This is a genomic window from Intestinimonas butyriciproducens (assembly GCF_016901775.1).
Classification (GTDB): domain Bacteria; phylum Bacillota; class Clostridia; order Oscillospirales; family Butyricicoccaceae; genus Pseudobutyricicoccus.
This window is the reverse complement of sequence record NZ_JACJKW010000008.1, coordinates 103,916-115,377: the sequence shown is the minus strand read 5'-3', so window position 1 is coordinate 115,377 and position 11,462 is coordinate 103,916. Positions and strand designations below refer to the sequence as shown.

General features: G+C 58.4%; 11 protein-coding genes. 7 read left to right on the top strand and 4 right to left on the bottom strand.

What is annotated here, in order from left to right; translation table 11 throughout:
* The first annotated feature begins 210 nt into the window (after window positions 1-210).
* From H6A25_RS06035 to H6A25_RS06020, 4 genes are read left to right on the top strand one after another with little or no spacing between them, the layout of a single operon-like run.
* Window positions 211-504 carry a permease of phosphate ABC transporter gene (locus H6A25_RS06035; protein WP_204751080.1) on the top strand — a complete coding sequence of 98 codons (294 nt, stop codon included), beginning with the start codon at window positions 211-213 and terminating at the stop codon, window positions 502-504.
* A gap of 57 nt (window positions 505-561) precedes the next feature.
* A complete protein-coding gene (locus tag H6A25_RS06030) occupies window positions 562-1,530 on the top strand; it encodes an AAA family ATPase (protein WP_204751079.1) in 969 nt (322 codons plus the stop codon).
* Window positions 1,530-2,501 carry a DUF58 domain-containing protein gene (locus H6A25_RS06025; RefSeq protein ID WP_204751078.1) on the top strand — a complete coding sequence of 324 codons (972 nt, stop codon included), beginning with the start codon at window positions 1,530-1,532 and terminating at the stop codon, window positions 2,499-2,501. Before H6A25_RS06030 ends, H6A25_RS06025 begins: the two co-directional genes overlap by 1 nt.
* A complete protein-coding gene (locus H6A25_RS06020; protein WP_204751077.1) occupies window positions 2,498-4,678 on the top strand; it encodes a transglutaminase domain-containing protein in 2,181 nt (726 codons plus the stop codon). The genes H6A25_RS06025 and H6A25_RS06020 overlap by 4 nt, the downstream gene beginning before the upstream one ends.
* Window positions 4,679-5,112: 434 nt before the next feature.
* On the opposite strand, the gene H6A25_RS06015 is transcribed toward H6A25_RS06020, so the two are convergent.
* From H6A25_RS06015 to H6A25_RS06005, 3 genes are all read right to left on the bottom strand, one after another.
* Window positions 5,113-5,946, bottom strand: a complete 834-nt coding sequence (locus H6A25_RS06015; RefSeq protein ID WP_204751076.1) for an IS3 family transposase — start codon at window positions 5,944-5,946, stop codon at window positions 5,113-5,115.
* Window positions 5,947-5,966: 20 nt separating this feature from the next.
* Window positions 5,967-6,263 carry an imidazolonepropionase gene (locus tag H6A25_RS06010; RefSeq protein WP_204751085.1) on the bottom strand — a complete coding sequence of 99 codons (297 nt, stop codon included), beginning with the start codon at window positions 6,261-6,263 and terminating at the stop codon, window positions 5,967-5,969.
* A gap of 106 nt (window positions 6,264-6,369) precedes the next feature.
* Window positions 6,370-7,215, bottom strand: coding sequence for an AraC family transcriptional regulator (locus tag H6A25_RS06005; RefSeq protein WP_204751075.1), 846 nt, complete (start codon window positions 7,213-7,215; stop codon window positions 6,370-6,372).
* A 173-nt stretch (window positions 7,216-7,388) separates the two neighbouring features.
* Between H6A25_RS06005 and H6A25_RS06000 the strand changes: the two genes are divergently transcribed.
* The 3 genes from H6A25_RS06000 to H6A25_RS05990 are packed head-to-tail and all read left to right on the top strand — an operon-like array spanning window position 7,389 to window position 10,962.
* Window positions 7,389-8,999: an FAD-binding oxidoreductase gene (locus H6A25_RS06000; protein WP_204751074.1), complete on the top strand. Its 1,611-nt coding sequence runs from the start codon at window positions 7,389-7,391 to the stop codon at window positions 8,997-8,999.
* Window positions 8,996-9,793 (top strand): electron transfer flavoprotein subunit beta/FixA family protein, encoded by a 798-nt coding sequence (locus H6A25_RS05995; protein WP_204751073.1) that lies wholly within the window; start codon window positions 8,996-8,998, stop codon window positions 9,791-9,793. Before H6A25_RS06000 ends, H6A25_RS05995 begins: the two co-directional genes overlap by 4 nt.
* The gene (locus tag H6A25_RS05990) at window positions 9,790-10,962 is read left to right on the top strand and encodes an electron transfer flavoprotein subunit alpha (protein WP_243423261.1); all 1,173 of its coding nucleotides are present in this window, start codon (window positions 9,790-9,792) and stop codon (window positions 10,960-10,962) included. The genes H6A25_RS05995 and H6A25_RS05990 overlap by 4 nt, the downstream gene beginning before the upstream one ends.
* Window positions 10,963-11,014: 52 nt before the next feature.
* Here H6A25_RS05990 and H6A25_RS05985 read toward each other — a convergent pair whose 3' ends face one another.
* A complete protein-coding gene (locus H6A25_RS05985) occupies window positions 11,015-11,410 on the bottom strand; it encodes a C-GCAxxG-C-C family (seleno)protein (RefSeq protein ID WP_204751072.1) in 396 nt (131 codons plus the stop codon).
* Window positions 11,411-11,462 lie beyond the last annotated feature (52 nt).

Here is an 11,462-nt window from a genome sequence, read left to right as displayed (position 1 = left end):
ACAGCATGGCAGGGCCATGCAGGGGGGATTGCAAAGCCAGGCAAATGATTCAGCTGGGTGCTGTGATCGGGTGCGGGAGCACCGCTTGGCCGTCCCGACACGGGACCGGCAGCGCAGTCTGGGTCCAGCGGCTCGCCACCTTGAAAAAAGGTGGAAGTTTTGGTATACTGGAGAAAACCCGCAGAACATGGGGAAGGGGAGGATTTTTTTATGATCGCCAAAAAAGTGGGAAAATTCTTTTCCTGGGCCAATGCCTACTGCCGTCAAAGCAGCTGGAAAGACCTGGCCCTCATCAAATTCTGCCTGTGCGCCCTGGGGGTGCTTGTGGGACTGTGCGTGCCACCGGAAAAACGGAAAAAAGCCGCCTTGGGTGGGCTTCTGGTGTTCCTTCTGACCTATGTGCCCCTGATGCTCCGCTTCTTCCAGGTGGTGCAGCAGGAGCAGGCGGCCATGGAAGAGGATGAGGACGACTGCCTGGACTATTACGAAATTGACGAAGATTAAAAAAACTCAGCCGCCCCACCGGGCGGCTTTTTTTGAAAAAGAGAAAGGAGCCAGGATATGGCCACAGAACAGGAGCTGAAAGACATTTTGGGCAAGGCCCAGGGGGAAGCATTGGCCGTGCTGCGGGAGGTGCAGCGGGAAGTGGTGGGCAAGGATGGCGCCATTTTGCGCATCCTGCTTGCCATGCTGGCCCGGGGCCATGTGCTGCTGGAGGACATCCCCGGGGTGGGAAAAACCACCCTGGCCATGGCCTTCTCCCGGGCGCTGGGCCTCTCTTATAAAAGAATGCAGTTCAACCCCGATGTGATGCCCTCGGATATCACCGGGTTTTCCATTTATGACCAAAAGACCGGCTCCTTCCGCTACCAGGAAGGGGCGGTGCTCTGCAACCTCTTCCTGGCCGACGAGATCAACCGGGCCGGGAGCCGTACCCAGGCCGCTTTGCTGGAGGCCATGGAGGAAGGGGCGGTGACGGTGGACGGCATCACCCGGCCCATTCCCCAGCCCTTTGCCCTCATCGCCACCCAGAACCCCACCGGCTCGGCGGGCACCCAGCTGCTCCCCGACTCCCAGCTGGACCGGTTCATGCTCCGCTTCTCCCTGGGCTACCCCAGCTTCGATGCCGAAGTGGAGCTGCTGCGGCGGAAAAACGAGGGGAACATCCAGCGGGCAGAGCAGGTGATGGACGCCGCTGCCTTGCAGCAGGCCCAGAAACAGGTGCGGCAGGTTTTCATCAGCCAGGAGGTCTATGACTACATCGTCCGGCTGGTAGGGGCCACCCGCACTTATCCCGGCCTGCGCCAGGGCGCCAGCCCCCGGGCTTCCATCGCCCTTGTCCGCCTGGCCCAGGCCGCCGCCTTCCTCCAGGGGCGGGACTATGTGGCGCCAAAGGACGCCGCTCTGCTTTTCCAGGAGGCGGTGGGCCACCGGCTGCTGCTCACCCCCGCCGGAGAGTCCCGGGGCCTGACAGCCCAAGGGGTGCTGGAGGACATCCTCCAGAAAACACCCCGCCCCCGGCTGCGATGATGGCCCTTTGCTGGCTGCGCTATGGAATGGGGCTTTTTGGCGCAGCGCTGTTTTATGTGCTCTTCCCCGGCTGGCTGGGGGGATATGTGCTGGTGCTTACCCTGCTTCTGCCCCTGTTCAGCCTGGTGTTCAGTCTGCCCACCGCCCTTTTGCTGCGGGGGGAGATTTTGCTGCCCCCGGAAGGGGGAAGGCGGGCCGCGCCCTGCCCGGTGCAGGTGCATCTGAAAGCCCCCTGGGGCCTGCCTTTAGCAAGGGTGGCCTTTCAGCTTCAGTATGAAAATATGTTCAGCCATGAAAAAGGACGGGAAAGCCATTCCTTTCCCCTGGTGCGGGGGGAGGAATGGGTGGACAGCGCCTTTACTTCCCACAGCTTCGGCGTGGTGCAGTGCCGTCTCCGGTATTTCCGGGGTTATGATCTGCTGGGGCTGTTTCCCATCTTTTCCCGGAAGGGGGAAGGGGATAGGGTGCTGTGCCGCCCTCTGGAAGGGGCGGGCCTGGAAATGGGCGGGCACGATCCCGGCCAGGATGGCGACCAGGGAAAAAGCCCCATGGGGGGCGAAGTGCGCCCTTACCGGCCGGGGGACAGCCTAAAGAGCATCCACTGGAAAAATTCCGCCCGGCTGCAAACCCTGCTGGTGCGCTCTGAGGGGGGCGGCCGCGCCGGGGCCCTGGTGGCCTTTGACCTTTATGGCACGCCGGAAACATTGCAAAGCAAGCTGGATCGGGCCTGGGGCCTGCTCTCCGGGCTGCTCCGGCAGGAGATTTCCTGCCAGGTGCTGGTGCGCCGGGGAGAGGGCCAGGCGGAGTGCTTCCATGTGGAAAACCAGGGGGAACTCCAGAAACTCTTCTGGACTTTGGGAGAAAAACAGCCCGCTGCCCCGCCGCCCCAGGGAGGAAGCGCTCCCTTTGCAGTGCCGGAAGGGCTGTACTTCCGGCTGGAGGACGAGGAAGAAGGCGAGGTGCAGCCGTGACAAAAGGGGAAAAAGCTCTGTCCCGGGGGTGGGAGGCTTTCTGCGTCCTTTGGGGACTGTTTGCGGCGGTCTGGTGCTTTGTGGACCTGCTGCCCATGGGGGTGGGGGTTTTTGCCATCTGGTTCCCCTCCGCCGGAGCCGCTCTTCTGATCCTTTGCCTCCTTTGGCTGATGAAAAAGCCCTGGCGGGGAATGCTGGTGCTGACCCTGCTGCTCGTGGCCTACTGCCTCTATGACCCGGAAAAAATCATCCAGGGCGCCGCCCAGGTGGGGTGCAGCCTGAGCGAAGTCTATTCCCAGCATATCGAAGGGGTCAAGCAGTTCTATCCCCTCCAGGATCTGCTGGTTTCCGAGGCCCGAAGGGCGGCCGAGCAGTTCCTGGCCGTCTGTTTTGCTCTGGCGGGAGGGCTTCTGGCTTTTAGCTTCCGCTACCGCAGGTTTACGCCGGCTTTTCTGGTTCTGGGCGGCGTGGTGTTCATGCAGGCGGTGGTGCTGCGCACCCCGCCCATGTGGGCGCTGGTTTCCATCTTATTCCTTCTTTTGTGGCTGGCTTTTTGTGCCCATCATGCCCGGTCCCGGGCGGCTTTCCGCCAGGGAGCCCTGGCCCTGCCTGTGACGGCCTTGCTTTTGTGCCTGGCCTGGGCCCTGTGCCCCCAGGAGGGCTACCAGCGCTCCCCCTGGGTGGAAAACCTGCGCTTGCAGCTCAATCAGCTGGCAGGGGGGAGCCCGGTGCGGCTGAATGTGCTCATCCCCTTTCAGGGGCAAAAGGGCCGGAGCCAGCTGAACGACACCGGACGGCTTCAGTTCACCGGGGAGACCGCCCTTCGGGTTTCCTGCACCCAGCCCCAAAAGCTCTATCTCAAGGGCTTTTCCGCCGATTGGTATCTGGGGGATGAGTGGGCCCAGAGCTCGGCCGTGGCCTATAATACCCGTATGGGGCAGGTGGAGTTTTCCCCCATCACCATGGCAGGACTGGCGGTGTGGGCCACCTGGCCTGAGACCCCCACCTATGAAGTACAGGTGGAGCTGGTGGCCCCCAACGGCAGCTATTACTATCTGCCCTATGGCATGGTGAGCGAGCCGGGGGTTGAATGGGCGGTGCCGGTGAAGGACAGCTACCTGGAATCCCCGGGGGCGGGGGCGGTGTACCAGGCTTCTGCCGTGGCCCTGCCTGATTGGAGCCAGAGCCTGTCTTTGCCCGGGAGCCTGGCAGCGGCGGAGAGCCAGTACCGCCAGTATGCCCAGGACACCTGTCTCCAGCTGCCCGGGGAACAGGAGGATTGGCTGCGGGAGCTGGCCTATTCCATCGTCTCTCCGGAGGACACCCTGGAAGAAAAGGTGGACAAGATTTCCGCCTGGGTGCGTCAGGCGGCCCGGTATGATGCCGCCCCCGGCACCGTGCCCCCCGGGGAGGACTATGTGGAGTACTTCCTCACCGAGAACAAGAAGGGCTACTGTATGCACTTTGCCTCGGCCGGGGTGCTGCTGCTGCGTGCGGCGGGAGTGCCGGCCCGGTATGCAGAGGGGTATGTGGTGAATGAGGGGAACTTTGACGCCGACGGATGGGCCAGCGTGCCCGACAGCCAGGCCCACGCCTGGGCCGAGGTCTATGTGCCCTTCCTGGGATTTTTGCCGGTGGAGATGACCCCGGGCTATGGCGGGACCATTCCCCAGCAGGCCCAGGTGACGCCCCAGGAGCCGGAGGAAATGCCGGAAGAACTGCCGGAGGCGCCGGAAGAAGTAACCCCGGTGCCGGAGGAAATTCCGGAGGAAACAGAGCCGGAAACAGAGGAGCCGGAAGAAAAACGCCCGGAGGAAGAAGGAAAGCAAAGCATTTCCTGGGCTCTTGTGATTCTGCTGGGGTTGGCAGGGGCTCTGGGCGGGGGAGGATGGCTGCTTTGGCTCCGGCCCCTGTTGCAGCGGCGGCGGGAGACCCATGGCAGCAGCCGGAGCCGGGCCGCAGCCATTTACCGCCGCATTCAGGCGCTGGAAAAATATACTCCGGCGCCGCCCCGGGCCCCGGAGCTTGCGGACAAGGCCCTTTTCAGCAAAAACGGGCTGAGCGAGCAGGAGCTTACCGAGTTTGCAGGGCTGGCCCGGCAGATGGAGCAGGATGCCAAGGCGGGGGCAAAGCCCCTCGGGCGCCTGTGGCTCCGCTGGGGAAAGGGTGTCAAATAAAGCGGCGAGCCGGTCCCGTGTCGGGACAGGCCAAAACTCGCTGAAGGCTGTATGCGCTGTTTGCCTCTGTGCTCCGGGTGTGATAAACCATCACCCGGTAGGGTCTGGGGTGCAATCTTCGCAGAGTGGCACATTGCCAGGAATGCATGAAAGCCCCTACCGGCAGAGCCGGAGCACCGAAGGACGCAAACCATACAGCCGGGGAGAGTATGGCAGCGGGGCCACCCCGTCAATCCCCCCTGCATGGCCCTGCCATGCTGTCCCCCCTTTGCACAAGGGGGGCTGCGGCGAGCCGGTCCGGTGGCCGGACAGCCGTTCCTGCGCTCCTGCGCTGGGCAATAGAACGAAGTTTAAATAAAAAAGCCTCCCATTTTGAACTGCCCCATCTTGTGCGGACAGTACAAAAAAGCCCCCTGGCAGGAAATATTAAGTTTTTAGGCGGAGAGGCGTCGCGCCAGCGGCGCCTCTCCAGTTTTGAGCTGGATGCGCTCATGGTTGTAGAAGTGGATATAGCGGTCAATCATCTCGTTGGCTTCCGAGAAAGTAGCTGGTTTGTGGCGGTAAATGCACTCTGTCTTGAGGATTGAGAAAAAGTTTTCTGCCATGGCGTTGTCACATGGATTCCCTTGTCTTGACATAGACGGAGTAATACCGTATGCTTGAGTCAGGTTGAAGTACGCTTGGGAAGTATACTGAAACCCCTGGTCGCTGTGGAGGCGGAGCTCCGCAGCGACCCTCTTTTTCTCCCGCTTCATCGCCAGACGAATGGTGTCCAGCACCAGATTCACGGTCTGCTGTGTCCCGGTTTTGTAGGCCACGATGCTGTTGTCGAACAAGTCCCGAATCATAGACAGATATAAAACTCCTTGCTTTGTGTGGATGTAGGAAATATCCGTTACCCATTTGCTGTTGGGCCTGTCCGCATGGAACCGGCGGTTCAGCAAGTTTTTGTATTTATGTACCTGCTGCCCCATATTGACCCATTTTCTGCGCCGCCGGATCTCAGAGAGCAACCCGTATTTCTCCATGATACGCAGGATAGTCTTGGGATTGCGGTGGATGCCTTGCTTCTCCAGCACCAGCCACATCCTGCGGTAGCCATAGGTACGAAAGCTGCGTTCCTGCTGCTCCGCGATGATTTCTGCAAGAGCCGCGTCTTTCTCCGGCCTGCCCAGTCGATGGACAAAATCATAATATCCGCTTCGGGATACCTGAAAGAAGCGGCACATGACGGATACTGGATATTCGTTTCTATGCCGATGGATCACTGCGTATTTTGCTCTTGGCCTCACTTCCTTTCTATGGAGCGCAGAAAATCCCGCAACAGCTCGTTTTCCATCTTTAGCCGTTTGTTTTCCTTTTCATAATCCTCTATGGTTTTTATTTTTCCTGGCCTGCCTTTGGGCAAAGGGGCTGCCTGCCGCAGTTTTGTCTCTGGCCTCAGACCGCACCAACTTTGAACCGTATAGCGACTAATCCCGTATTCACAGCTGACCTCATTCTGGCTTTTCCCTCCTGCTATCTCTTGCCGAATTTGTTCTTTCAGTTCCTCGCTGTAATGTCGCATTCCTTTTCTTCCAGACATAACAATACCCCCCTGATGTAGTACTTCTATTTTCCTACATCTGGGGGCTTTTTGTCTATTGTCCGTTTTTACTGGTCCTGTTCACTCAGCCGGGCTTTTTTGCTTTTTACCGATAGCGGTGGGAGTATTGTCCGGGGGAGACCCCAACCATACTTTTGAAGGTGCGGATAAAATGAGAGTTGTTGGAAAAACCCACGATCTCTCCCACTTGCTGTACCGAGATGTTCTGCCGCAGCAGCTCACGGGCCTTGAGGATGCGCAGGTTGATGATGTATTCGTTGAGCCCGAAGCCGGTCACATCCTTGAACAGGTGGCACAGGTAGTATTTGCTCATATAAAATTGCTGGGCAATGCTGTCCAGGGTGATGGGATTCTGGAAATTCTGCTGCACATAGGACAGAATGGGCTGTACCTTGTGGAAGCTGTCCTTTTGGACGATCAAGTTGTCCCGATACACATGATCATAGAGGGAATTTACATAGAGCAGCAGCTGGATGAAAGCCATCTGACGGCGGAGATCATCTCCGTATTCTCCTTTCTGCCCGGCCTTCTGGGCCTTTTCAAAATAGGACAGAAGCTGCTGGGTCTGTTCTTCGCTCAGCTGTACATTGCCGGTATAGGAGCCCACCGGATGCTCAAAACAGCGAAGAAGATCGGTCTGGGGAGTGGAAAGGCCGGCGGCGTATTCAGGGATAAAGTGAGCCACATACCGGTCGTAGCTGGGTTGGGTGCTGCCGGCGCTGCGGTGCAGGTCCATGCTGTTGAACACCAGAAGCCCGCCTCGTTTGATGGGATAGGTGGACTCCCCTACAAAAAATTCGCCCCCGTCCGAAAGGCACAAAAGGATCTCATAGGTGTCGTGAAAATGGAATTTGTCCATTTTCCAGGAAGCATTCTGATGAAAGCTGATGCAGAAATCCTTGCAGAAATTTTGTTTGTTATCGGTTTCCATAAAAGACCCTCCCAGCCGGTTTCCTGAAGTATCTCCAGTATACACCGAAATAACAAGATATGCAAACAATGTCTCAAAATTTCAAAAGATTTTTCTTTTTTGAAGGACTACAATAAACTTTGCAGAATGAAAAAGCCATAGGCCGGAAGCGGCCATAAAAAAGGAGCGATCACATGGCAAATGCATTGATCCGCCCGATGAGCGGAGAATATGAGGAATATCTGCGGGATGAATCCCGCAGCGTGGGAAAGGCAGAGAGCATTTCCTTTCCCCGCACCACAGAGGAAGTTTCCAGCATCTTAAAAGAGATGAACGAAAAAAAGATCCCTGTAACAGTGCAGGGGTCCCGCACCGGTCTGGCGGCGGCGGCCGTGCCCTATGAGGGTCACGCCATGAACCTGAGCCGGATGGACAAGGTGCTCTCCTGCCGTCAGGATGATCAGACCGGCACATTTTATTTTACTTTGCAGCCTGGTGTGCTGCTGTCCGAGCTGCGGAAGATGATTTCCGGCAAGCGTTTTCAGACGGCGGATTGGACCGAGGAAGCAAAGGCGGCCTATACAGCCTTCTGCCGGGCGCCGGAGCAGTTCTTTACGCCGGACCCCACCGAGACCTCAGCATCCCTGGGCGGCATGGTCAACTGCAATGCCTCCGGAGCACGCAGCTTTCACTATGGCTCGGTGCGGGGATATATCAATGCCTTGAAAGTGGTGCTGATGGACGGGGAGACCCTGACACTCCGCCGTGGAGAACAATTTGCCCAGGGGAGAAAGGGAACACTGCGCACCGATACCGGCAAGGAAATTTCCTTTACACTGCCTTCGTATCAGATGCCTCACACGAAAAATGCCTCCGGTTATTATGCGGAGGACGATATGGATCTCATCGATCTGTTCATCGGCAGCGACGGCACATTGGGTGTGACCTGCGAGATCGAGATCCGGCTTCTGCCTCTGCCTCAGATCATCTGGGGCGTCACCGCGTTTTTCGACCAGGAGGAAAAAGCTCTGCGCTATGTGCGCCTGATCCGTGGGGAGCAGCTGGAGGGCTGTGACCGTTTTGACATCCATCCGGTGTCGGCAGAGTTTTTCAATGGGGACGCTCTGGAGATCCTTCGCCGGGAAAAACGGGAAAACAGTGCCTTTGCGCAGATTCACGACATTCCCCAGCAATATGAGACGGCCATTTATGTGGAGCTCCACGGGGATACCGAAGAGGAAATGACAAACCGGCTGCTGGAGCTGGGAAAAGCCATCCAACAGGCCGGAGGGAAGGAAGAAGATACCTGGGTGGCCCGCAGCCAGACCGATCTGGACCGGCTGATGTTCTTCCGCCACGCCATTCCCGAGTGCGTCAATATGCTCATCGACCAGCGGAAGAAAAAGAACAAGGAGATCACCAAGCTGGGTACCGATATGGCCGTGCCCGATGCCGCGCTGGAAGAGACTATGGCGATGTACAACACCATGCTGAAGGAAAAAGGGCTCCAGTCGGCCATCTGGGGTCATGTGGGCAACAACCATCTCCATGTGAACATCCTGCCCAATGACAGCGAGGAATATCGGAAAGGCAAAGAACTTTACAACGACTGGGCTGCAAAGATTACAGCCAAAGGCGGCGCTGTTTCCGCCGAGCACGGCGTGGGCAAGCTGAAAGCCGGATTCCTGCGGGTGATGTATGGAGAAGAACACATCGGGGAAATGCGGCAGCTGAAAAAGGCCTTTGATCCCCAGAATCTGCTCAACCGGGGAAATCTGTTTGCGCCGGAGGAGGAAAACAAATGAAGATCATCGTTTGCATCAAACAGGTGCCTTCTACAAACCAGGTCAAATTGGACCCGGAAACCAAAACCATCATCCGGGATGGACGCCAGTCGGTGATCAATCCCTTTGATACATATGCCATTGAAGAGGCCGTACAGCTGAAAGAAAAGCTGGGGGGCAAAGTCACCGCCCTCAGCATGGGCATTCCTGCCACCCAGCGGATTTTGCGGGAGGCCATGTCCCAGGGGGTGGATGAAGCCCTGCTGCTCAGTGACCGGGCCTTTGCCGGGGCCGACACCCTGGCCACAGCCTATACCCTGGCCCTGGGCGCCCGGCACATCGGGGATTTCGATCTGATCGTCTGCGGCCGCATGGCCACCGACGGCGACACCGCCCAGATCGGACCGGAGCTGGCCGAGGACCTGGGGGTGCCCCATGTGACCAATGTGTCTGAAATTCTGGAGGCCAGTGATAAAGAACTTCTCTGCCGCAAAGTCACCGATTACGGCACTCAGGTGGTGCGGATGAAACTGCCGGGGGTCATCACGGTGGCCAAGGATATCAATATGCCCCGCATGGCTTCCATCCGCGGTGTGCGGGAAAGCCTGGAGGCTCCCTTTACCATGCTGGGGGCGGCAGACACCGGGGCCGATCCTGCCCGTATTGGCCTGAAAGGATCGCCCACCCAGGTGGTGCGCACCTTTACGCCGGAGAAAACGGTGGAATGCCAGTTCCTTCAGGGGGATGCAAAGGAGGCGGCCGGTGCGTTGTGCCGTTTGCTGAAAGAGGAACATTTGACAGGGGAGGAAGCATGATGGCTGGTATCGTGATCGATGAAAGCCGCTGCGTAGGCTGCGGCTTGTGCGTGAAAACTTGCCCCCAGGGGGCCATTGAGATCAAAGACAAAAAAGCCCATGTGGGAGACGGCTGCATCGCCTGCGGTATGTGTCTGGATTCCTGCAAACTGGGCGCCATCTCCCGCACCCAGGAAAAGGGCGGGGAGGACCTGGACAGCTGGAAGGGGATCCTGGTGGCCGCCGAGGCTTACGAGGGGAAACTTCACAGTGTGACCCTGGAACTTCTCTGTAAAGCAAAAGAGCTTCAGTGCGATTCAAAATGCGGCATTTCTGCCTTTTTGATGGGCAAGGATGTGGAGAAGCTGGCTCAGGAGCTGATCAACCATGGAGCGGATACCGTCTATCTGTGTCAGGATGAATCCTTGGCCTATCCCACAGAAGAGCCCTGGGCCGATGCTCTCACCAGCGTGATCGAAAAGGCTCGTCCGGAGATTCTGCTCTTCGGGGCCACGGAGTTTGGCCGCAGTCTGGCGCCCCGGGTAGCCGCCCGGCTGCGCACCGGTCTTACCGCCGACTGCACTGTGCTCCAGATCGACAAGGAGACCGGACTTTTGCAGCAGACCCGTCCGGCCTTTGGCGGCAATCTGATGGCCACCATCGTCTGCCCCAACCACCGGCCCCAGATGGCCACCGTTCGTCCCGGTGTATTCCCCATGGGACAGGGGGAGATGCGGCAGGGCACCGTGGTACGCCTTCCTGTTCCGGCGCTTTCCGGCCGGGTACAGGTGGAATCGGCTCAGCCTGCGCCTGAAAGCAAAACCATTGCCGACGCCCAGATCATCGTGGCAGTGGGACGGGGCATCGGCAGTCAGAAAAATATGCAGTATGCCTATGAGCTGGCCCGACTGCTGGGGGGCCAGGTAGGCGCTTCCCGTCCTTTGGTGGACGCCGGCTGGGCCCAATATCCCATGCAGGTGGGGCAGACCGGCAAGACGGTGGCTCCCAAGCTGTATATCGCCTGCGGTATTTCCGGAGCGATCCAGCATATGGCCGGCATCGGCGGGGCCGAGACCATTGTGGCCATCAACACCGACCCGGATGCTCCCATTTTCCAGTCGGCTCATTATGCCATTGTGGGCGACTGTGTGGAAGTGCTGAAAGAGATGATCGCACAGCTGCAAAAATAAGGAAAATAAAAAAGCGGGAGGGGCTTCCCTTCCGCTTTTGGGCTGTTTTGCATCAGTCCAGAAATTCCTCCAGCACATCGGCGGCCAGCTCCACCGTGGCCAGGCACCGGTCTCCCTCCACAAAATATTTTTCCTTCACATTCTGGCACAGTTCACTGCCGGCCTTTTCCTGAAACCGGGTGACAAAGGCTTTCACCTTTTCCCGCATTTCCGGGTTGCCGTGGGCGTCCAGATCCATCTCCCCGGTACGCAGGGCAATGGCAGCCGCGCCGCCGGCTACCGCGCCGCACAGGCTGCCGCAGCATACGCCGCCGCTGAACGCCCCTATGAGCTTGAGGCATTCCGGCGTCACCGGAATGTTCCGATCTTCGCAGGCCGCCAGAAAGAGGGATTCCGAGCAGCTTTTGCTCTGGCCGATATAGTACTTGAATACATGGTCCTTGATCATCTTCTGTTCTCCTTTTGCCGATGGCAGGCGGTTGCAAAGTCCTGCCGAATGT